Source organism: Catenulispora yoronensis, assembly GCF_039531695.1.
GTDB lineage: Bacteria > Actinomycetota > Actinomycetes > Streptomycetales > Catenulisporaceae > Catenulispora > Catenulispora yoronensis.
The window spans coordinates 20983-43224 of sequence record NZ_BAAAQN010000073.1; the positions used below are offsets into that span (position 1 = coordinate 20983).

Here is a 22242-nt window from a genome sequence, read left to right on the forward strand (position 1 = left end):
GTGTTTCCGCGATCGGGCGGCGTTGTATAGGAAACTCATGCCAACGGGTTACAGCGAGAGGGTGGCGCGGCCTGCGCGGCGCTCGGCGCCGGGGCGGCCCACGCCGGAGCAGCCGACGCCAGAACAGCCGACGCCAGACCGTCCGACGCAGCCGCGGCGTCGGCCCCCGCCCCCCGCCCCCTCCGAACCCGTCCCTAAGCCGCGTCCAGCGCGCTGTCCAAAGCCAGCGCCGCCCAGATCACCCCGAGATGGGTGAACGCCTGCGGGAAGTTGCCCAGCTGCTGCCCGTCCGCCGCCAGCTCCTCGGCGAACAGCCCCGTGGGCCCGGCGTGCCCGAGGAACTGGGTGAACCAGTCCCGCGCCCGCTCCTTGTCCCCGGTGCCCGCCACCGCCATGTGGAACAGCAAGGTGCACAGGTCGAAGCTGGCCTCGTCGCCCTCCAGGCCGTCGCTGAAGTCGCTGACCAGGTACCGGTGGCAGAGCCCCTTGTGCGTCAGCCCCTTCTCGATCGCCGACAGCGTCGAGTGCCAGCGCGGGTCCCCCGGGCCGGTGAACCCGACCACCGGCATCAGCAGCAGTGAGGCGTCCAGCGCGGAGTCGCCGTAGCTCTGGACATAAGCATCCTGCTTCTCGTCCCAGCCCTTGGTCCGGATCTCGTCCGCGATGGCGTGCGCCATCACGGCCCACATCCCCGCGTTCTCCTGCGTCGCCGCGATCCGCAGCCCGTACTCGAACGCCGCCCAGCACATCAGCCTGCTGTAGGTGAAGTCCCGCCGGCCGCCCCGGGTCTCCCAGATGCCCTCGTCGGGCCGCTTCCAGTTCTCGACCAGCCAGTCGAGCAGCTTGGCGACGGCGGCCTGCCCCTCGGCGCTGCGCAGGTGGTCGGTGCCGCTCAGGGAGTAGAGGAACTCGCCGTAGACGTCGAGCTGGAGCTGCTCGGCCGCGCCGTTGCCGATCCGGACCGGGGCCGAGCGGCGGTAGCCCTCCCAGTGCGGCAGCTCCTCCTCGGTGAGCGCCCAGTCCCCGTCCACCCGGTACATGATGTACATCGGTTCGCCGGCCACGGTCGGACCGGCCGCCAGCCGGTCGGTGACCCAGCGGGCGAAGGCCTCGGCCTCGTCGCGGTAGCCGAGGTCGAGCAGGGCCCGGGCGGTGAAGGAGCCGTCGCGGATCCAGGTGTAGCGGTAGTCCCAGTTGCGGGGGCCGCCGATCTCCTCGGGCAGCGCCGTGGTCGCGGCGGCGACGATGGCCCCGGTCGGCGCGTGGGTCAGCAGCTTCAGGGTGATCGCCGAGCGGTGCACGGCCTCCGGCCAGCGGCCCCGGTAGCTGCTGCGGGCCACCCAGCCCAGCCAGAACGCCAGCGTCTCGGCGAGCGAGCGCTCCGCCTCGTGGTCCAGGTCCGGGGCCCAGTCGTTCGGCACCCCGCGGTAGCCGGCGTCCACCAGGAACACGGCGGCCTCGCCGGCGGCCAGCTCGACCCGGGCCACCACCGCGTCGTCGTCGGCGATCAGCGGCACCGTGCTGAACAGGGTCAGCGCGGACGCCGAGGCCGGGGCCTGGTAGGTCGCGACCTGGGCCGGGCCGCGCCGGCCCAGCTCGGGGCGGGCCGGGGCCTGCGAGCGGCCGTAGTCGAACTGCGGACGGCAGAACATGGAGAACCGCACCGTGCCGCGCACCCCGCGCACGATCCGGTAGAGCAGGGTCCTGCCTTCGTCCGGGCCGGTCTCGTCCGGCACCAGGAAGTCCACGACCTCGCCGGCCGCGCCGTCCGGCGCGGTGAACCGGGTCACGGACACGGCGGTGTCCGGGATGTACGCCTGGCTCGACGCCGCCCCTTGGACCCACACCCGGAACGCCCCGCCGTGCTCGGCGTCCAGCAGCGCGCCGAACACGCTCGGGGCGTCGAAGCGGCCGGGGCAGAACCAGTCGATCGTGCCGTCCCCGGCGACCAAAGCGCAGGTCCGCAGGTCACCGAGGAGGGCGTGATCATCGATCGCAGGGTAAGGGTGCGAAGTCATGCGCAGACCATACAGTCCGCGGGACCCCGCTCAGCGCAACGCGCTCCCGGCCGTCCAGTCGGCCCAGTTCAGGTTCCAGTCGCCGTATCCGTTGTCGGCCCGCACGGTGTCCTTGGAGTTCACCACGGTCACCGGATCGCCGGGGATCACCTGGTTGAAGAACCACTCGGCGTCGGCCGACGACAGGCCGACACAGCCGTGGCTGCCGTTGACCTTGCCGAACTTGCCGGCGTTCCACGGCGCGCCGTGCACGAAGGTCCCGGACGGGGTCAGGCGCACGTCCCAGTACACGTGCGGGATGTCGTAGGCGTTGACGCCGAAGATGTTCACCGTCGTGGAGTCCATCCGGATGTCAGGCTGCTTCTCCAGCACCACCATCGTGCCGTTCCAGGTCTCGAACCCGGGCTTGCCCGAGCTGGTCAGCAGCGTCGTGGTCTTGCCGCCGGTGGTGACCGTCATCTTCTTGGCGTTCGCGTCCATGGTCGCCACCAGCGCGCGGCCGATCGTGAAGGTGGCGTCCCGGTTCTGCTTCCCGTACAGGGTGCCGCTCTTGACGCCGTCCAGGCGCATGCGCAGCGACACCTTGGTGCCCGGCGCCCAGTACTGCTGCGGACGCCAGTCCACGCGCTGCGACCCGAACCAGTGCCAGGCCCCGTCCACCGGCGGATCGGCGGTCACGGTCAGCTGCTTCTCCACCGCGGCCTTGTCCTGGATCGGCTTGTCGAAGGTGATGGACACCGGCTGCGCGATGCCGAACACGGTGTTGTTGTCGGGCGTGTAGGTGCCCACGAACAGGCCGGTGGGCTTGGCCGTGGTGAACTGCGAGGTGACGGTCTGCTGCTTGCCGTCGTCACCGGTCGCCAGCGCGGTCACCAGGTAGGTGTGGCCGACGCCGACCGGGTCGGTGGACGTCCAGGCGTCCCCGGAGGCGTCCAGCGTCCCGGCGACCGCGTCCCCGCCGGACAGCAGCGCGGTGACCGAGGTCAGCTTCCCGTTGGCGACGCTCACCTGGATCTGCGAGGCGGGATCGGCGTTCGACGTGTTCGTCGACGGTTTGATGACGACCACCGCCGCCGACGACGCGGAGGACGTGGCCGTGCTCGGCGCCGCTCCCGGGCCGGACGACGACGTCCCGTCGGCGGCCGGTGCCGAGGATCCGGAGGTCGGTCCGCCGCTCGGCGGCGGCGCCGATTTCGGACCGCCACCACCCCCGCCGCAGCCGGCGGCCAGCGTCGCGACGGTCATCATGAGGGCGAGCTTCCGCAGTCCGCGCATAATCGCCTCCTGTGCTCGATCGTATAACCAGCTGGTACCGATGCCCCGCAGCGTGCTGTCGAACCGTTAGGTTTTCCTTAACGAGAGGCGAGGCACAATGCCAACTGCCAAGGGATGGAACAAAGGGGGCCTTGGATGACGCTTGCCACCGGAAACCCGCCGACCTCGGGGACACCGGTCGCCGCGGGGGGCGGCGCGCTCCTGCCGGGCCCGCCGATGAAGCCGGTGACCCGCCCCCGGACCGACCGCAGGCTGCGCCGCACCCGCGCCCTGCTGGCCGTCGGCGCCCTGGTGTTCGGCGCCGCGGGCATCACCTCGGCGCAGATCCGCGCCGACGGCTCCGACGACGTGAAGTCGCACAGCGGGGTCCTGATCCAGCAGGCCGAGGTGCTCTACCACAAGCTTTCCGAGGCGGACGCCACCTCGGCGACCATCTACCTGCACGTCGGCGAGGCGCCGAAGAAGCTGCTGACCCAGTACGACGACGACCTCAAGGCGGCCCAGGCCGCGCTGCTGGCCGCCACCAACGAGGCCGGCACCGACCCGGTCGCCAACCAGGCGCTCACCGAGATCTCCCAGCAGCTGCCGATCTACGCCAAGCTCAACGCCACCGCGGCCGCGAACAACCTGGTCGGCTACCCGGTCGGCTTCCGCTACCTGACCCAGGCCTCGACCCTGATGCAGGGCACGATCCTGCCGCAGGCGCAGAAGCTGAGCGACGCCGAGGCGAAGAACCTGTCCGCCGCCGAGGACACCGCGACCCAGTTCCCGGTGCTGATGGTCGTCGCCGGCGTGCTCATGCTGGCCGCGCTGGCGGTGGTCCAGGTCCGGGAGTCCCGGCGCACCCACCGGCTGTTCAGCCTCGGGCTGCTCGGCGCCACCGCGGCGCTGCTGCTGTCGCTGGTGTGGACCGCCGCCGCGGCCTCGATCCAGAGCGCCCACGTCGATCACGCCAAGAAGCGCGGCTCGGACCAGATCAACACCCTGGCCGCCGCCCGCATCCTGTCGTTGCAGGGCCGGACCGACGAGATGCTCACCCTGGTCGGCCGGGGCACCGCCGACGACAAGGAGACCGACTTCGCCGGCACCGACGCGAACGGCTCCCACACGCCCGGCACCCTGGACAAGCTCCTGGACACCCTGCACCTGGCCGCCGTCTCCGCCGCCGACGGCCAGGCCCACGACCTGGCCCTGAAGGCCGCCACGGACGTCGACGCCTGGGAGACGCAGCACAAGGCGCTGCGCGACTTCGACCGCCAGAACCAGTACCAGAAGGCGGTGGACTCGGCGCTCGGCGAGGGGACCGAGTTCACCGACCCCAAGCCCAGTGCGGCGCTGGCCTTCGCCACGCTCCAAAGCGACCTGGACAGCGCGATCCGCCATGCCGAGGACTCCTTCCAGACCGAGGCGAAGGCTGCCTCCGACGCGCTGACCGGCCTGCAGATCGGGCTCGGCGTGCTGAGCCTGGCCATGGCCGGCGCGGTCGTCGTGGGCCTGGGCCGGCGTCTTGCTGAATACCACTGAGGGGGCAGTGACGATGAGTACCGAGTACCGGAAAACCCTGCCGATGAATACCCCGAAGCGCCGACCCGATCGGCGGATCCGCGCCTGGAGCACGGCCGCGCTGGTCGCGGCGGTCGGATTCACCGCGGCGTGCAGCAGCTCCAAGGAGGGCATCGCCTCCCCGAACGTTCCCCGGGCCGGCGAGGGCATCGGCAACAACGGCCTGCCCGGCGCCCCGACCACCCCGCCCAAGCCGTGCGGACCGGAGGCGACCGCCGACCACCTGCCCGGCGACAAGCTGCCCGGGCCGCAGGACCAGGACCCGGCCGGCGGCACGCTGAGCAAGATCCGCGCGCGCGGGTTCCTGATCGCCGGCATCGACCTGAACACCTACCTGTTCGGCTACGACCCGCACCACACCAACCAGCCGCAGGGCTTCGACATCGACATCGCCAAGGCCATGGCCCGCGCCGTCTTCGGCGAGGACGGCCACGTCCAGTTCCGCGTGGTCACCCTGGCCGACCCGGCCACCGGCGAGTGGAAGCAGCTCCAGGACGGCAACGTGGACCTGGTCGTGCGCACCACGACCATCACCTGCGCCCGGATGCAGGGCGACCGGCGGATGAACTTCTCCAACCCCTACTACACCGCCGAGCAGAAGCTGCTGATGCCGCTCGGCGACGACGGCAAGCCGCAGGCGACGGCGCTGACCGGGCTCAAGGGCAAGAAGGTCTGCGCCACCAAGAACTCCACGGCCATCGAGACCATCAAGGCCCAGGCCGGCGCGGACGCCGCCTACCCGGTGCCGAACTCCCTGGACTGCCTGGCGCTGCTCCAGCAGGACCAGGTCGACGCGATCTTCACCGACGACGCGCTGTTGCGCGGCATGGCGGCGCAGGACCCGCACGTCGCGCTCACCACCGCCCCGCCGGTGCAGAAGCAGCCCTATGGCATCGTGACGAAGTACGACCCGGCCAAGCCCAACGACCTGACCCCGTTCGTCAACAGCGCCCTGGCGAACCTGATCGCCGACGCCGGGCCGAGCGGATGGGCCCAGTTGTACGCGAACGATTTGCAAACGAAGCCGAGTGGACCGCCGGAGATTCCGGACCACTACCCTCTTGGGTAGCGGGTCGGCGGATCGGGCCGACGGCCCGGCGAGGCCAGGCATGGGGGGAGCAAGAGCACGACCGTGACGACGATGTGGACCCGGCAGGCGATCGACGCCGCGATCGACCGCCGTGCCCAGGAACGCTCCGGGGTCTCCGCCGGCCTGCTGGAGCTGGACGACCACCCCGGCCGCCGGCTCCTGGACGGCGCCAAGCTCACGGGCGTCACGGCGACCGCGTGGCAGCGGGCCTCGGCCGAGCTCGCCGCGCTGTGGACCGTGTTCGAGGCCTACCAGCAGGTGCTGGACCGGGTCTCCGCGCTGCGCGGCGGCCCCAAGACCCGGCTCGGCGACCGGGAGCTGGCGGCCCTGGCCGATCTGCTCACCGGCCGCTCGGTGGCGCTGCCCCGCCAGGCCGTGCCGTTCGAGCGGCGCGGCCTGCTGGACCCGGCCTCCACCCAGGACCTGCTGACCCTGGACGAGGCCGTGCAGTCCATGACCCGCACCTACGAGGTGGTCAAGAAGGTCGCGGTCGAGGCCGAGGACGCCTGGAACCGGCTGCTGGAGCCGCTGGACGAGCTCAAGGCCCGGGTGCACACCGCGCGCGGCACCGCCGACGCGGTCGGGACCGGGACCGATCCGGTGTTCGCGCGGCTGGCGGGCATCGAGGCGCAGACCGCCGACCTGCGGCGCCGGGCGCTGTCGGACCCGCTGGGCCTGGTGGCCGGCGACGGGCCCGGCTCCCCGGCCCGGGTGGACCGGCTCGGCGCCGAGCTCGCCGCCGTGCAGACCGAGCTGGACCAGGCGCTCAGCGCCCGGGCCGAGTTCGACACCCGGCTGGCCGGCATCGAGGACGTCATCCTGCTGATCGCGCAGGCCGAGGCCGAGGCCGAGACGGTGCGCGCCGACGTGCTGTCCAAGATCGCCGCGCCCCGGCTGCCGCCGGCCTCGGCGGCGGCCGCGCACCTGCGCACCAAGGTCGCCGCGCTGCGCCGGGAACGATCCGGGCAGTCGTGGACGTTGCTGGGCCGGAACCTTTCGGCCTTGGAGAAGAACAGCCGCGTGATCCTGGAGAACGCCCACAAACGCGTCGCGCAGGTGCGGGCGCCGCTGGAGCGGCGCGACGAGCTGCGCGGGCTGCTGGAGGCCTACCGGGCCCGGGCCGCCCGGCACGGCGTCGCCGAGAGCCCGCGCCTGGTGGCCGCCTTCCGGGCGGCGCACGACCTGCTGTGGTCGGCGCCGTGCGACCTGTCGGCCGCCGAGTACGCGGTCCGGGGCTACCAGGCGGCCGTCGGCGCGGCGCTGCCGAGCCGGTCGTAGGGGGCGGTGCGGCGTGCGGACCCTGCGGACACCACGGATATCACGGACACCACGAGGGTTATAGGGGAGAGGGAATCCAGTGACCGCCTGTCTTGAGCCGGGTTGCGACGGGACCGTCGCCGCCGACGGCTACTGCGACACCTGCGGCACCGCGGCCGTGCGGGCCGCGGCCGTGCCGCCGGCCCGCACCGCCGCCGGCCAGGCGTCGGTGCGCACCTCGCACTCCACGCGCACCGGGGCCACGCGCTCCACGTCCACGTCGGTCTCCAGCCGGAACTCCGCCTCGGTGTCCAGCCGGACCCGGGGCTCGCGCGGCGGCAGCACCGGCCGCTCCCGGCGCGGCAACCTGGGCGCCGGGCTGATCGAGGTGCCGCCGGTCCCGTACAAGGACCCGATGTCGGCCATCATGGTCGACCCGCAGGTGCCGGAGAACAAGCGGTTCTGCTCGAACTGCGGGGAGCCGGTGGGCCGGGGCCGCGACGGCAGCCCGGGCCGGACCGAGGGCTTCTGCCGCAAGTGCCGCACCGCGTTCTCCTTCGAGCCCAAGCTGAAGGCCGACGACCGCGTCGGCCAGTACGAGGTGCTGGGCTGCATCGCGCACGGCGGTCTGGGCTGGATCTACCTGGCCAAGGACAAGAACGTCTCGGACCGCTGGGTGGTCCTCAAGGGCCTGCTGGACTCCGGCGACGCCGACGCGATGGCCGCCGCGGCCGCCGAGCGCAAGTTCCTGGCCGAGGTCAGCCACCCCTCGATCGTGCAGATCCTGAACTTCGTGCAGCACCCGGACCCCAAGACCGGGGCCCCGGTGGGCTACATCGTGATGGAGTACGTCGGCGGCAGCTCGCTGAAGCAGATCCGCGGCGAGCACCGGTCGGCCGGGCTGGCCGCGCCGCTGCCGGTGGCGCAGGCCATCGCCTACGCCGTGGAGATCCTGCCGGCCTTCGGCTACCTGCACGGCCTGAACCTGGTCTACAACGACTTCAAGCCGGACAACATCATCCAGTCCGAGGAGCAGCTCAAGCTCATCGACATGGGTGGCGTGATCCACATGGACGACCTGGACTCGGCGATCTACGGCACCAAGGGCTTCCAGGCCCCGGAGATCGCCGAGGACGGCCCGTCGGTGGAGTCCGACCTGTACACCGTCGGGCGCACCCTGGCCGTGCTGACCCTGGACTTCAAGGGCTACACCACCACCTATCTCAACAGTCTGCCGACCCCGGCCGAGGCGCCGCTGTTCGCCCGGCACGAGTCGTTCTACAAGCTGCTGCTGCGCGCCACCCACCCGAACCCGGAGCTGCGCTTCGACTCCGCCGAGCAGATGGCGCAGCAGCTCACCGCGGTGCTGCGCGAGGTGCTCTCGCTGGAGAAGGACGAGCAGCACCCCGGCGCCTCGGCGATGTTCGGGCCGGAGGTGCGGGTGCCCAGCACCACCGCGCTGGCCCCGGACCCGCGGGCGGTGGTGCGGGCGCTGCCGGTGCCGCAGGTGGACCGCAACGACCCCGGCGCGCAGTTCCTGGGCGGGCTGGGCGCGGTGGAGCTGTCCGAGCAGCGCGCGGCGCTGCTGGCGCAGCCGGGCGAGGCCGTGGCCAAGTCCCCGGAGATGCAGCTGCGGCTGGTGCTGGCGGCCACCGCGGTCGGCGACTACGCCGACGCCGACCGCCGGCTGGACGAGTTCGAGAACGCCAACGGCGGGGACTGGCGCACCTTCTGGTACCGCGGCCTGATCTGCCTGGCCGGCGGCCTGCTGACCCGGGCTCGCGGCCTGTTCGGCGCGGTCTACGACGCGCTGCCCGGCGAGGCCGCGCCGAAGCTGGCCCTGGCCGCCTGCGCCGAGCTGGAGGGCGACGCCCGCACCGCGGCCGGCTTCTACGGCACGGTCTGGCGCACCGACCACAGCTACGTCAGCGCCGCCTTCGGCCTGGCCCGGGCCCTGCTCCGGGACGGGCAGCGGGACCTGGCGGTGCGGGTGTTCGGCGCGGTGCCGCTGACCTCCACCCACCACACCGCCGCCGCCGAGGCCGCGCTGCGCGCCCTGCTGGTGGACCGGGACCGCGACCTCACCGGCGCCGACCTGGCCGACATCGACCTGCGCTACGGCTGGCTGGCCGAGCGGCTGGACCCCGAGCACGCGCACCGGCTGGCGCTGGAGGTGTTCGAGACCGCGGGCCGGCGCCTGGACGTGCAGGTCCCGGCCGACCTGCGGGCCGGGCAGCAGCTGATCGGCTGCGCGGTCCAGGAGCGGGCGCTGCGCGCCGGGATGGAGCACGCCTACCGGTCGCTGGCCCGGCTGGCCACCGACCGGGCCCGGCGGGTGGAGCTGGTCGACCGGGCCAACGCCGTGCGGCCCAGGACCCTGATATGACCGTCGAGGTGGCCGCCGGGGCCGTCCCGGCGTCCGGCGGCGGTGCCGAACTGGAGGCGGAGCGGATGCCGTTACAGCTGGCCTGTCCGAACTGCGGGGCGACCGACCTGGTGATGGACGCCGAGTCGCGGTTCTGCGAGGCCTGCGGGTACGCGCTGGCCGAGCCGGTCACCGGCGAGGAGGAGCCGGCCGCCGAGGCGGCCGGCCCGAGGGCCTGCGTGTCCTGCGGCGGCACCGAGATCGACGACGAGGGCTACTGCATCGACTGCGGGGACCTGCAGCCGCGCCGGCGGGACCGGATGGAGGTGGACCTCACCGTGGTGGCCGGGATCAGCGACCGCGGCCGCCGCCACCACCGCAACGAGGACTCGATGGCGCTGCGCCCGGCGGTGACCCCGGAGGGCGGCACCGTCGTGGTCGCCGTGGTCTGCGACGGGGTGTCCACCTCCGAGCGCCCGGACGAGGCCTCGGCGGCCGCGGTGGCCGCCGCCGCCCGGCTGCTGCTGGCCGGCGTCCAGTCCGGCGGGGTCGCCGCCGCCGAGCTCACCGCGCAGGCCGTGCGCACCGCCGACGAGGCGGTGGCCGCCCTGGCCCGGGACTCCGACCACGGCAACCCGCCGGCCTGCACCTACGTCTCGGCGCTGGTCGGCGCCGGCTCCGGGGTCACCGTCGGCTGGCTCGGCGACAGCCGCGCCTACTGGCTGGACGCGGCCGGCGGCGCGCGGCAGCTGACCCAGGACGACGCCGAGGAGGGCTCGCACGCCATCGAGGCCTGGCTCGGCGCCGACTCCGGCGCGCCGGAGCCGCACGTGGCCTCCTTCACCCCGCCCGGCCCCGGCGTCGTGCTGGTGTGCAGCGACGGCCTGTGGAACTACGTCGAGCAGGCCGCCGACCTGGCGGCGCTGGCGCTGCCGCAGGCCGCGGCCGATCCGATGGGCGCCGCGGTGCGCCTGGTGCGCACGGCCCTGGACGCCGGCGGCCACGACAACATCACCGCCGTCCTCGTCCCCTACCCGGTCGCGGCGCCCGCCGAGCCGGCCGCCCGAGGAGAAAGCCAGCCATGAGCCAGTTCCCGAACTTCGCCTTCGAGATCAACCAGAACGAGTTCCTGGCCGCGGGCGTGCGCGAGGTGCACGCCGTGGTCACCCTGACCGCCGCGCCGACCGCCGGCGGCTCCTCGGCGGCCGTGCCGGCCTACGGCTCGCCGGCCGGCGGCGCCTCCGGCAAGGACAACGTGGAGGTGATCATCGTCGACTGCTCCGGGTCCATGGACTACCCGCGCACCAAGATGATGGCCGCCAAGGAGGCCACCAAGGTGGCCATCGACACCCTGTCCGACGGCGCCTACTTCGCCGTGGTGGCCGGCACCGAGGGCGCGCGCGTGGTCTACCCCACCGGCGGCCACCTGCTGCCGGCCGGCTACCAGACCCGGGCGCAGGCCAAGGACGCGGTCTCCCGGCTGGCCGCCAACGGCGGCACCGCGATGGGCCGCTGGCTGGCCCAGGCCAACCGGATCTTCGACGCCCACCCGAACGCCATCAAGCACGCGATCCTGCTCACCGACGGCAAGGACGAGTCCGAGACCCCGGCCGACCTGGCCCGGGCCATCCAGGCCAGCATCGGCAACTTCACCGCCGACTGCCGCGGCATCGGCGAGGACTGGGAGGTCGACGAGCTGCGCAAGATCGCCGAGGCGCTGCTGGGCACCGTCGGCATCATCCGCGAGCCGGCCCGGCTGGCCGAGGACTTCCGGGAGATGACCGCCAACAGCATGGGCAAGGAGATCGCCGACGTCGCGCTGCGGCTGTGGGCGCCCAAGGGCGCGGTGGTCCGCTACGTCAAGCAGGTCAGCCCGACGCTGGCCGACCTGTCCGGGATGCGCGTGCCCGGCGACAACCCGCTCACCGGCGACTACCCGACCGGGGCCTGGGGCGCCGAGACCCGCGAGTACCACATCTGCGTCGAGGTCGAGCCGGGCAACATCGGCCAGGAGAAGCTGGCCGGCCGGGTGCAGCTGGTGGCCAAGGACTCCGGCGGGGCCACCCTGCTGGGCGAGGACAAGATCCGCGCGGTCTGGACCGAGGACGAGGACCTGTCCACCCGGATCAACGGCCGGGTGGCGCACTACACCGGCCAGGCCGAGATGGCCCGGGCCATCCAGGAGGGCCTGGACGCCCAGAAGGCCGGGGACCTGGACACCGCCACCTCGCGCCTGGGCCGCGCCATGGACCTGGCGGTGGAGTCCGGCCACGAGGACACCGTCAAGATGCTGCGCAAGGTCACCGAGGTGGATCCGGCGACCTCGAAGGTGCGGGCCAAGGCCAAGGTGGACAAGGGCGACGTGATGGAGCTGGACGTGGTGTCCACCAAGACGGTGCGCGCCAAGCGGAACTAGGCCCGCGCCGGAGCGGACCCGGACGGGACGGCACACGGTCCGGCGGGGGACGCCGGCCGCCGGCGACGACCACGGACCCGGACACGGGGACCACGAACTCGGATACTCGGGCCGGCGGCCGCGCGGCCGCCGACGACGCGGGGAGATGACGACGATGACGACGGGTACTGGCCGGCGCCTTGGCGCGGCCGACGTGAAGGCGGGTGGATGACGATGGCCACGTGTCCGGACGGACACCAGTCGGTCGCGACCGACTACTGCGACGAGTGCGGCCTGTCGATCGGGGCCCCGGCCCCGATCCCGGCCGGCGGCGGCGGATCGGCGCCGTCCGGCGCCGGCAGCACGTCGGTCTACGGGGCGGCGGGCGAGCCCTGCCCGAACTGCCTGCTCCCGCGCCAGGCGGGCGACACCTTCTGCGAGGGCTGCGGGTTCGACTTCGCCAACGAGCAGCCGGCGCCGACCTTGACCGCGCCGACGCTGAACCCGGGGTCGGCGGGCGGCCACCCGGGGACCGGGACGGGCGTGGGGACGGGCTTCGGGACGGTCTCCGGTCCGGGCTCGGGCTCGGGTTTCGGGTCCGGCTCGGGCTCCGGCGCCGGCTCGGGTCCCGGTTCCGGCTCGGCCCCGGGCTCCGGTCCGGGTACCGGCTATCCGAGCGGGTCCACCGGCGGCTCGGACCCGATGGCGGACCTGGAGGCCGAGCTGCGCCGGGCCGAGGAGGCGGCGCGCGCGTCGTCGCAGTCCTCCGCGAGCAGCACTTCGGTGTCCGGCGGAACCTCGGTCTCCGCGTCCTCGAACCCGAACGCCGTGGACCCGTTGGCGAGCACCATCGCCGCCGCGCCCGGCGCCGGCTCCTCCGCCCCGGCCGCCAACGGCACCGACACCGGCTGGGTGGCGATCGCCAGCGCGGACCGCGCCTACTACGACGCCGTCGTGGCCGAGGGCGAGATCGACCCGACCGCCTATCCGTTCCCGGCCTACTGCCCGGACCGCCACTACCCGCTCGCCGGCGACGCGGTCCGCATCGGCCGCTCCGGCAAGCGCGGCAATGTCGAGATCGACCTGTCCGGGCCGCCGACCGATCCCGGTGTCTCGCACCTGCACGCCGTCCTCCAGCAGCGGCCCGACGGCGGCTGGTCGGTGGTGGACCTGGAGTCGATGAACGGGACGGTGCTCAACGACGACACCGCCCCGATCCCGCCGAACCAGGCCTTCCCGGTCGAGGCGGGGTTCCGGATCCACGTCGGCGTCTGGACCACGCTGACCCTGATCCAGGCGTCCTGACCGGCGCCGGAGCCGGCGGGGGAGTCGGCCGGGGAAGTCGGCCGGGGGAGCCGGCCGGGAAGTCGGCCGGGGAAACCCGGCTGAACCGGATCGGACCGCTGTACGTGCCACCTATGGAGGACGAAAGCCTCCATTCACCCCAAGGGGGCACGATCATGTCCGAACCGGGTTTCCTTCGCCGTCCCCGGCGCGTCGCCGCTGTGGCGTCGGTGGGTGCGCTGCTGACCCTTGCCGCGGCCTGTTCCTCCGGCGGGGGCTCGTCGTCGACGTCGATGTCGAACCCGCCGGCCGGCGCGCCGGCCGCCGGGACCACGGTCGCCACCGGGACGGCCACCGTCGGCGGCGCGCAGACCACGGTCCTCACCGCCCCCGACGGCCACACCCTGTACTTCTTCACCCCGGACACCGCGAGCGGGCAGCCGACCTGTACCGGGAGCTGCGCGGCGCTGTGGCCGCCGCTGACGTCCGCGACGCCGAGCGAGGCGTCCGGCGTCACCGGCAAGCTCACCGTCTCGGCCACCGGGGGCCAGGTCGTCTACAACGGCCATCCGCTGTACGAGTACAAGCCGGACAGCGCCGCCGGACAGGCCAAGGGGGAAGGCGTGATGGGGGAGTGGCATGCCGCCACCCCGAGCCTGGCCGCCGGTGCGAACCCGGCCCCGGCCAGCCCTTCGACCTCGGGCGGCGGGTACGGCTCGGGCGGCTACTGATGCTGCTGACGGCCGGCGACGGCTGCTGACCGCTGATCGACCGCTGTTCGACCTCTGCCAACCGCTGCCGACCGCGCGAGCCGATGATGGGTGGTCCCAGGGGTGGGGCCGGCGGGGATCAGTCCCCGTCGGACCCCTGCTTGTCCCGCTTCCGGACCGTGTCGATCCACAGCGCCGCGGCTCCCGACGCCGCGATCACGATCAAAATGATGCCGAGTACGTTCGCGTTCATAATGCACCGCTCCCCTCTCGCTACCCGAACAAAGGTAGCGAGAGGGGAGCTGGAGAGCGAGCGAGTTGGCGCTCAGTGACTGTATACGGCCACGAAGTCGCGCTCCTCGGTCGAGAAATACCGCCGTTCGGTCCGCGCGAAGTCCAACAGCTTCGTCGAGGCCGGGTTCATCGGGTCCTTGCTCCCGTCGTACGTCATGTACGAGACCCACTGCTGGTTGATGTCGAGCTCCATCGCGCGCACCGCGCCGGCCCGCTGAAGCAGTTCGGCCAGGGTCCGCACCGACAGCGCCGGGCCCATGGCGTAGACCACGTTCCCGTCGGCGGTGACCCCGATGCCGCTGCGCCACACGAAGTAGGCGTTCTTGACGGTGACGCCCCACAGGTTCTTGTCGTCGCTGTCGACGCTGGGGTTGATCTGCCCGTTGTCGACCAGCAGCTTCAGGTTCTGGCGGACCCCGACCACGTTCGGGTTCAGGGTGAAGTCCGGGCCGCTGTTCCACGTCCCGACGTTCATCGTCCCGTTCTTGTAGAAGACCTCCGAGGCCTGACCGTCGGCCAGCGTCCCGAACGTCTTGCCGTTCAGGAAGAACCCGCCGTGCGCGTCGTTCGGCTTCAGCAGGAAGGCACCGTTCCAGGTGGCGATCAGGTTCTTCAGCTGGTCCCCGGACAAGTGGTCGGTCTGGTTGTAGCCGTCGGTGCCGGGCTGCTGCGAGCCCGGGTGCAGGACGAAGTTGGCGTGCTTCTGGTCCATCCACGCCACCGCCGACAGGTACTGCAGGTGGTCCGGGTCCGAGCGCAGCTGCGCGGTCTGGACGATCGGGATGCCGTTCACCACCACGGTGGGCCGCCAGTCGCCCTCGCCCGGCGCCGGGTTCGGCACGAACGGCTTCATCGGGGGCAGCACGTGCTCGTCCTTGGCCAGCGGCGGGGCGCTGACCGTCGGCGGCGAGAGCTCGGCCAGCTGCTGCGGCGTCAGCGTGCCGCCGGTCTTGGGCTTGTCGGCCTGGTACTGCTGGTTCTCCAGCCAGGTCACGGCCCAGCCCATCCAGTGCGCGCGGGCCCACTCGGCTATCCGGGCCTCGGTGCTCATGTTGCCCGGCGCGGTGAGGGTGCCGTACAGCGAGTAGCCGGTGGTCAGGAAGAGGACGGCCAGCACCCCGGCGACGATCCGGCGGATCAGGATCCGGCGGCGGCGCTGGAGCGGCGTCAGCCGGTCCTTGCGCCGTACCCGGCGGCGGCCGTGGCCGTCGGCGCGGGGGGCGGTGCCGCCGGGGGCGGGCTTGACGGGGTTGCCGAAGTCGTCGTACTCGACGTCGAGGACGTCGTGGCCGGCGCTGGTCCGGCCGTAGGCGTCCTGGAAGCTGGCGGACAGCTCGTCGCGGTCCCGGTCGCGGTCCCGGTCCCGGTCGCGCGGACCGCGGGCCCGACCGCCGCGCCCGGACGCGTCGACCGGCCGCAGCTCCTCAACGTCCTGAGGTACTCGGCGCCGCCGGCCGCGCGGGACGTGCGTCTCCTCGACCGGGCGCACATCGCGGGTCGCGCCCTCCACCCGCTGATAGCTCGGGCTCGACGGGGCCTGCTGGCCCTGGAGCGCCTGCGGATTCTGGGATCCCTGGGGGCTCTGGGATTTCTGGGGTCCCTGGGGTCCGCCCGCCTGCCGCCGTTTCCCGGGCTCGGCGCGGTGGCCGGGCCGCGGCTGGTAGCTCGGGTTCTGCTGGAAGCTCGGGTGCTGCTGATGGCTCGGGTCCCGCGGCTGGCGGGGCGGCCGCGGCTCGCCGGCGCGGGGGTCGGCGCGGGGGTCGGCGCGCGGATCGGCCCGGGCGTCGTTGCGGGGGTTGCCACGCGGGTCGGCCCGGGGGTCGTTGCGCGGGTCGGCCCGGGGATCAGCGCGGGGATCGCGTCCCGGCTGCTGGCGCGCCGGACGCTGGGGGCGCGGCGGCGTGGCGTAGTCGTCCCAGGGCGTCCGGGGCTCGACCTGCGGGTACTGGCCCTGGGACGCGCCCAGGTCCGGGTTCGGGCCCGGGGCGCCCGGCCGCCGGTCCTGCGGGGGACGGGGTCGAGGGACGTCCCGGCCGCGGGGCGGGCCCTGCGGGCGGTCCGAGCGCGGTGGCACCCCGCGCCCCGGATTGCCGTCGCCGGTCCTTCCCGTGGGTGCCGGTGTCATTCACAGTCCTCTCGCTCCGGTCCCCGATCCAGCCACAGAGTATGGCCATTCGTTGATGGGTGCCGCCAGCTTGCCAGTTTTCGCGTCCTGGTCTCAGACGCGGAAACCACTACTGGCGGTTCCGGATCAAGGGGGCGAACAGGTGTGTTCCGTACCACGCGACAAGTGGTTGAGGGAAGCGCTCAGTCGGTGCGCGCCCGCAGCCGCCGTAACATCCGCGCGTCGGCGAACCCCACCGCGCGGGCGGCCGACTCCACCGTCGCGCCGTGCCCGATCAGATGCTCGGCCCGTTCCAGGCGCAGCGTCTGCTGATAGCGGAGCGGGGTGAGCCCGGTGCTCTCCACGAACTGCCGGGTCAGCGTCCGCTCGCTCACGCCGCAGGCCTGGGCCAGATCGGCCAGGCGCAGGGGTTCGGAGAAGGAGCCGTCGATGCGGTCCTGCGCGCGGTGCACCGCGTCGCGCAGATGCCAGCGGTGCCGCAGCATGGCGCTGTCCTGGGACTCGGCGCCCGAGCGGCGCGCGTAGACCACCATCGACCGCGCGACCCGGGCCGCGGCCGCCGGGCCGTGCCGGCCGGCCACCAGGTGCAGGGCCAGGTCGATGCCGCTGGCGATGCCGGCCGAGGTGACCACGCGGTCGTCGGTCACGTAGACCACGTCGCGCTCCACGCGGGTGCGCGGGTAGCGCTCGGCCAGTTCGTCCTGGAGCTCGTGGTGGGTGGTGCAGCGGCGGCCGTCCAGCAGCCCGGCCTGGCCCAGCAGGTCGGCGCCGGAGCAGACGCTGGCGACGGTGCCGCCGGCGGCGTGGTGCGCGACGAGCCGGCCCAGGGTCTCCCGGCTCGGGCGCGGACCGCCCTTCAGGACCGGGGAGCGCCAGCCCGGGACCACCACGAGGTCGTCCGGGCCGGTCGGCGGCCACTCGGTCTCGGCGCGCAGCCGGACGCCCTGGGCCGCGGTGACGTCTTCCTGCTCCGCCACGTAGTGCAGCCGATACGGACAGCCGAGATCATCGGCCGCCGAGAACACCTGGGCCGGGCCGGAGAGGTCCAGTAGATGGACGCGGGGCATGAGCAGGAAGACGACGTTCACGATCCGGTCAGCCTACCGCGACCGGGTCCGGCTTCGTGGTGGTGGTGGTGGTGGCGGTGGCGGCGGTGGTGATGGTGGCGGTCGCTTCGGCTGCGGTGCCGACCACCTCGTCGACGGTCGCGATCGTCGCGAACCGGCCGGCCAGCGCGTAGACGGTGCGCTCGGTGATGTCCTCGGCCGACAGCGTGCGCGGGTCGGCGAGGATCTCCTCGGGGGTCAGGTCGGCCGGGGCGTCGCGGTGCGGGATCGGGAAGGTGCCGTTGGCGTCCAGCACGAAGGTGACCTGGTAGCCGTAGTCCGAGGCCAGGCGGGTGGTGGTCTCGCAGCACTGCTCGGTGCGCAGGCCGCAGACCAGGACCTCGGTCACGCCGTGCTGGGTGAGCACCTGCTGGAGGTTGGTGGTGGTGAAGGCGTTGTGGGCGGTCTTGCGCACCTGCGGTTCGCCGTCGCGCGGGGTGCGCAGTTCTTCGAGGTAGCGGACGTGGCCGGAGGCCGGGTCGAAGGAGGTGCCGCTGCCGGGCTCGCTGTGCAGCACCCACACCACCAGGTCGCCGGCCGCCCGGGCGTGGTCCACCAGCCGGTTGACGTCGTCGGCGATGTCGGTGTTGTCGAGCAGGCGCCACAGCGGGCGGGCGCGGAAGGATTCCTGGACGTCGATGACGATGAGGGCTCGCTTGGTCATGACCCCATCGTGGCCGGGGGAGCCGGGCCGGCGGCAGACCCGTTCCGGGCCCGATGCGGAACGATCCGGTCAGCGCTTACCGGTATAGACCACTGGCCTCGAACGGTCGCCGAACGCGCTTCGATCATCCTTGGATGGGCTCCGGTTCACCCTGAAGTCGCTTTCCAGCGCTGAATTACGTCAGATTTTGTCCGGATTTCCTGGGGTTCCCAGGTGACGGTTCGATAACTGGTCTATACCTGAAGCCCGTCTGGTCTATACCGCTCGGCGTTTCCTGGTTAGCGTGTGCCCTCAGTCGGCCGTCGCTGTCCGGCGTCTCGTCCCCGGACGGAGTTCTGTAGACGCTTTTTGACATGGGCCGACCTGCGCAACCGCACGACCTGCACGTCCCCGTTGTGTACCTCCCTCACCCTTGACGACAAAGGTGGAACCCCAGGTGAAGCGTCTCGCCACCCTCGCCGCGACCGGTCTGGTCGCGTCCCTTGCCCTGAGCGCCTGCTCCTCCAGCAAGTCCTCGGGCGGTTCGTCCGCGAACAACACCGCTGCCGGCGGCGACTCCTCCAAGCCGGTCACGATCTCGCTGCTCGCGCCGTCCTACGGCAGCAGCGACAAGGACGACACCAAGCTGTACTGGCAGCAGATCATCAACGACTTCCAGGCCAAGAACCCGAACATCAAGGTCGACCTGCAGATGGCGACCTGGGACAACCTGGCCACCAAGCTGACCACGGCGATCCAGAACAACGACGCCCCGGACCTGTTCGAGGGCGGCGGCTACGCCGACGTCGCGGCGCAGGGCCTGCTGTACAAGGCCTCGGACATCGTCTCGGCCGACACCCTGAAGAACCTGATCCCGCACGTCGCCGAGCTGGGCCAGACCAAGGGCGCGGACGGCCAGACCGCGCAGTACGGCATCCCGTTCACCACCTCCACCCGCGCGTTCTTCTACAACACCGACCTGTTCAAGCAGGCCGGCATCACCGACGCCCCGAAGACCTGGGCCGACGTGGCCGCGGACGCCGCCAAGATCAAGGCGCTGGGCAAGACCGGCTTCGGCCTCCCGCTGGGCTCGGAGGAGGCGCAGGCCGAGACCTACCTGTGGACCCTGGGCAACGGCGGCGGCTACAAGGACGCCTCCGGCAAGTGGGCGATCAACTCCCCGCAGAACGTCCAGACCTTCCAGTGGCTGACCGACAACCTGGTCAAGCCCGGTCTGACCGAGTCGGACCCGGCCACCAAGAAGCGCACCGACCTGTGGAAGGACTTCGCGGCCGGCAACATCGGCATGATCAACGGCTCCCCGGCGCTGATCCCGATCCTGAAGCAGGGCACGATCGGCGACAACTGGAAGTCGGTGGCCATCCCCGGCAACACCGGCCCGCTGGCCTCCCCGCTGGGCGTCGCGGACTTCATCGAGGCCTTCAACACCAAGAAGGACCACAAGGCCGCGGTCAGCAAGTTCCTGGACTTCGCGCTCCAGAAGCAGTACCAGGAGCAGTTCGACAACGAGTACTACCTGCTGCCGGCCACCCAGGACGCGGCCGCCGAGCTGTCCACCCAGACCCCGGCCCTGAAGCCGTTCATCGACGCGCTGCCCTCGGCCGCCTGGTACCCGAGCTCGGACCCGCAGTGGGACCCGACCTCGCAGAAGATCAAGGACATCGTCGGCAAGGCCGTCTCCAGCGACCCGAAGGGCGTCCTGGACCAGATCCAGGCCGTCGCCAACGGCAGCTGAGCCCGGCGGAAGTCCACGTCCCTCATGACGACGCACGCTGAGCGGGGCCGAAGCTCTCGGCCCCGCCCCCACGGCGCCAGGTCGGCTCTGTCCGGCCTGGCCCCGCTGGCCTGGATCGGCCCGGCGATCGTACTGATCGCCTTCGCCGTGCTCTGGCCGGTGGTCAAGATGGTCCAGTCCTCGACCCGGCACTGGTCCCGCTACGGCGTGGACCTGGGCTCGAACGGTACGGACAACTACAGCAAGCTGTTCAAGGAGCAGGACCTCGGCGGCGTGCTGCTGCGCACCGGCATCTGGGTCGTGGTGGTGGTCTCGGTCACCATGCTGGTCTCGCTCGGCGTCGCGCAGTTGTTCAACCAGCGCTTCCCGGGGCGCACCGTGGCCCGCTGGGCGCTGATCGCGCCCTGGGCGGCCTCGGTGATGATGACGGCCATCATCTTCAAGTGGATGCTGTACCAGGGCTACGGCTTCATCAACATCCTGCTCGACGACCTCGGCCTGGTGGACCGCAGCAGCCCCACCGCCGACTGGCTGGGGCACTCGACCTCCGGCTTCGTCTGGGCGATGGGCGTCGCGGTCTTCGTGTCCATCCCGTTCACCAGCTACACGGTGATCGCCGGCCTGCAGACCGTCCCGGCCGAGGTGTACGAGGCGGCCAAGATGGACGGCGCGAGCAAGCTGCGCACCTACTGGTCGGTGACGCTGCCGATGCTGCGGCCCTCGCTGCTGGTGGCCACGGTCATCAACGTGATGAACGTGTTCAACAGCTTCCCGATCATCTGGGAGATGACCCGCGGCGGACCCGGCTACGACACCTCCACCACCACGGTGTTCATGTGGATCCTGAAGCGCCAGAACATCGGTGAGTCCGCCGCCCTGTCGGTGGTGAACTTCCTGCTGGTGATCGTGATCGTCCTCGCCTTCCTCAAGGTGAGCAAGTGGAACAGCGAGGCCGACTGATGACGACGCTGACGTCCTCCTCCCGCACCGGCCGGCACGGCGGCCCGGCCACCCCGCCCCGGCCGCCCAAGCCCAAGCGGGGCCTGCCCGGCCCGAAGAAGATGGCGGTGATGGGCGGCGCGTACCTGATCGCGCTGATCTTCATCACGCCCTACCTGGAGATGTTCCTCACCGCGCTGCGACCGGTGAAGGAGGGTGCGGACCCGACCCTGATCCCGAAGCACTTCGAGTGGTCGAACTTCACCTCCGTGTTCTCCGGCACCTCCAGCTTCGGCACCAACATGCGCATCACCCTGGAAGTGGCCTTCGGCGCCACCTTCCTGGTCCTGATCGTGGCCCTGCCGGCGGCCTACTACACGGCGCGCAAGCGCTTCCGCGGCCGCAAACTCTTCCTGGTCCTGGTACTGGTCACCCAGATGTTCCAACCGACCGCCATGGTGGTCGGCATCTACGGCGAGATGCGCGACCTGGGCCTGATCAACTCGGTCTGGGCCCTGATCATGGTCGACGCCGGCTTCAACCTCGCCTTCGCGGTGTGGATCCTGTCGGCGTACTTCGCGGCCATCCCGGTGGAACTGGAGCAGGCGGCGATGATCGACGGAGCGACCCGCTTCGGCGCATTCCGCAGGGTGACGATTCCGCTGGCGATGCCGGGGATCGTGACGGCGCTGATCTTCACGTTCATCGCGGCGTGGAACGAGTTCATCGTGGCGCTGACGCTGACGACGAGTCCGGACAAGGCGCCGTTGTCGGTGGCGGTGGACAACTATATCGGGCAGTACACAGTTGATTATGGGCATTTGTTCGCGAGTACGGTTATTGCGACGATTCCGGTGATCGTGTTGTTCGGGTTGATTGAGCGGAAGGTTGTGGATGGGTTGACGGCGGGGTCGATCAAGTAGGGGTGGGTGGGGCGGTGGTGGCGATGGTGATGGTGATGGTGGCGGTGATGGTGATGGTGGCGATGGTTGGTGGCCCGTAGGGGGGTTGCCAGCGGTGGTTGCCTTTGCTTGAGTCGCCTGTCGCCTGTCGCCTGTTGCTGGCCGCGCTGGTTTGCTGGAGCCCGATGCGTCGGTCGTCGCTGCTGTGTGCGGCGCCGTGCCGGGTAGCCGTTGTTTGAGGGGCTCGTCCCAAGAGCTGCCCGCTGACATGTCCTGAGCCATGTCGGCGGGCATTCCTCGTTGACTAGGCGCGTTCGCGAATCAGTGGCCGGAGCATCGAAGCGCCGGCGGCAGGGCCTCGTAGACAGGTGAATGAAAACGCTCATACACCGCGTAGGATCCGCCAGGACATCGAAGGGCAGTGTGCGGTGGCAGTCCTGGCGGTCTTCGCGGACCACCTCTTCAAGCAGCCGGTGGGCGGCTTCGTAGGGGTGGACGTCATCGAAGACCGTGCCATCGC

Annotated in this window: 16 protein-coding genes; 11 read left to right on the top strand and 5 right to left on the bottom strand. The window is 71.8% G+C overall.

The window, feature by feature from the left end; all coding sequences use genetic code 11:
- Positions 1 to 194: 194 nt before the first annotated feature.
- Positions 195 to 2018 (bottom strand): glycoside hydrolase family 15 protein, encoded by a 1824-nt coding sequence (locus ABD481_RS39775; protein ID WP_344671066.1) that lies wholly within the window; start codon positions 2016 to 2018, stop codon positions 195 to 197.
- A 30-nt stretch (positions 2019 to 2048) separates the two neighbouring features.
- Positions 2049 to 3293, bottom strand: a complete 1245-nt coding sequence (locus ABD481_RS39780) for a L,D-transpeptidase (protein WP_344671067.1) — start codon at positions 3291 to 3293, stop codon at positions 2049 to 2051.
- 135 nt (positions 3294 to 3428) lie between these two features.
- Here ABD481_RS39780 and ABD481_RS39785 point away from each other — a divergent pair, with 135 nt between their 5' ends.
- The 8 genes from ABD481_RS39785 to ABD481_RS39820 all read left to right on the top strand — a co-directional run bounded on the left by ABD481_RS39785 (position 3429) and on the right by ABD481_RS39820 (position 13978).
- On the top strand, positions 3429 to 4817 hold the full coding sequence (locus tag ABD481_RS39785; RefSeq protein ID WP_344671068.1) for a hypothetical protein: 1389 nt from the start codon (positions 3429 to 3431) through the stop codon (positions 4815 to 4817).
- A 13-nt stretch (positions 4818 to 4830) separates the two neighbouring features.
- Positions 4831 to 5925 carry a glutamate ABC transporter substrate-binding protein gene (locus tag ABD481_RS39790; RefSeq protein ID WP_344671069.1) on the top strand — a complete coding sequence of 365 codons (1095 nt, stop codon included), beginning with the start codon at positions 4831 to 4833 and terminating at the stop codon, positions 5923 to 5925.
- Between the two features lie 63 nt (positions 5926 to 5988).
- Entirely contained in the window at positions 5989 to 7224 is a 1236-nt protein-coding gene (locus ABD481_RS39795) for a hypothetical protein (protein ID WP_344671070.1), read from the top strand.
- A 79-nt stretch (positions 7225 to 7303) separates the two neighbouring features.
- Positions 7304 to 9589 (top strand): serine/threonine-protein kinase, encoded by a 2286-nt coding sequence (locus ABD481_RS39800; RefSeq protein ID WP_344671071.1) that lies wholly within the window; start codon positions 7304 to 7306, stop codon positions 9587 to 9589.
- A complete protein-coding gene (locus ABD481_RS39805; RefSeq protein WP_344671072.1) occupies positions 9586 to 10653 on the top strand; it encodes a protein phosphatase 2C domain-containing protein in 1068 nt (355 codons plus the stop codon). The genes ABD481_RS39800 and ABD481_RS39805 overlap by 4 nt, the downstream gene beginning before the upstream one ends.
- Complete coding sequence (locus ABD481_RS39810; RefSeq protein ID WP_344671073.1) at positions 10650 to 11984, top strand: vWA domain-containing protein; 1335 nt, start codon at positions 10650 to 10652, stop codon at positions 11982 to 11984. The genes ABD481_RS39805 and ABD481_RS39810 overlap by 4 nt, the downstream gene beginning before the upstream one ends.
- 207 nt (positions 11985 to 12191) lie before the next feature.
- Positions 12192 to 13268, top strand: coding sequence for an FHA domain-containing protein (locus ABD481_RS39815; protein WP_344671074.1), 1077 nt, complete (start codon positions 12192 to 12194; stop codon positions 13266 to 13268).
- A 155-nt stretch (positions 13269 to 13423) separates the two neighbouring features.
- Positions 13424 to 13978 carry a COG4315 family predicted lipoprotein gene (locus ABD481_RS39820; protein ID WP_344671075.1) on the top strand — a complete coding sequence of 185 codons (555 nt, stop codon included), beginning with the start codon at positions 13424 to 13426 and terminating at the stop codon, positions 13976 to 13978.
- A gap of 304 nt (positions 13979 to 14282) precedes the next feature.
- Here ABD481_RS39820 and ABD481_RS39825 read toward each other — a convergent pair whose 3' ends face one another.
- From ABD481_RS39825 to ABD481_RS39835, 3 genes are all read right to left on the bottom strand, one after another.
- Entirely contained in the window at positions 14283 to 16376 is a 2094-nt protein-coding gene (locus ABD481_RS39825) for a phosphodiester glycosidase family protein (protein WP_344671076.1), read from the bottom strand.
- Positions 16377 to 16558: 182 nt separating this feature from the next.
- The gene (locus ABD481_RS39830; RefSeq protein ID WP_344671091.1) at positions 16559 to 17467 is read right to left on the bottom strand and encodes a GlxA family transcriptional regulator; all 909 of its coding nucleotides are present in this window, start codon (positions 17465 to 17467) and stop codon (positions 16559 to 16561) included.
- Positions 17468 to 17471: 4 nt separating this feature from the next.
- Entirely contained in the window at positions 17472 to 18146 is a 675-nt protein-coding gene (locus ABD481_RS39835; RefSeq protein ID WP_344671077.1) for a cysteine hydrolase family protein, read from the bottom strand.
- 436 nt (positions 18147 to 18582) lie between these two features.
- Here ABD481_RS39835 and ABD481_RS39840 point away from each other — a divergent pair, with 436 nt between their 5' ends.
- Genes ABD481_RS39840 through ABD481_RS39850 form a run of 3 tightly spaced genes read left to right on the top strand, consistent with a single transcriptional unit; the run spans position 18583 to position 21743 of the window.
- The gene (locus ABD481_RS39840) at positions 18583 to 19881 is read left to right on the top strand and encodes an extracellular solute-binding protein (protein WP_344671078.1); all 1299 of its coding nucleotides are present in this window, start codon (positions 18583 to 18585) and stop codon (positions 19879 to 19881) included.
- Positions 19882 to 19905: 24 nt separating this feature from the next.
- A complete protein-coding gene (locus ABD481_RS39845) occupies positions 19906 to 20841 on the top strand; it encodes a carbohydrate ABC transporter permease (RefSeq protein WP_344671079.1) in 936 nt (311 codons plus the stop codon).
- Entirely contained in the window at positions 20841 to 21743 is a 903-nt protein-coding gene (locus ABD481_RS39850) for a carbohydrate ABC transporter permease (RefSeq protein ID WP_344671080.1), read from the top strand. The genes ABD481_RS39845 and ABD481_RS39850 overlap by 1 nt, the downstream gene beginning before the upstream one ends.
- The last annotated feature ends 499 nt before the right edge of the window (positions 21744 to 22242 follow it).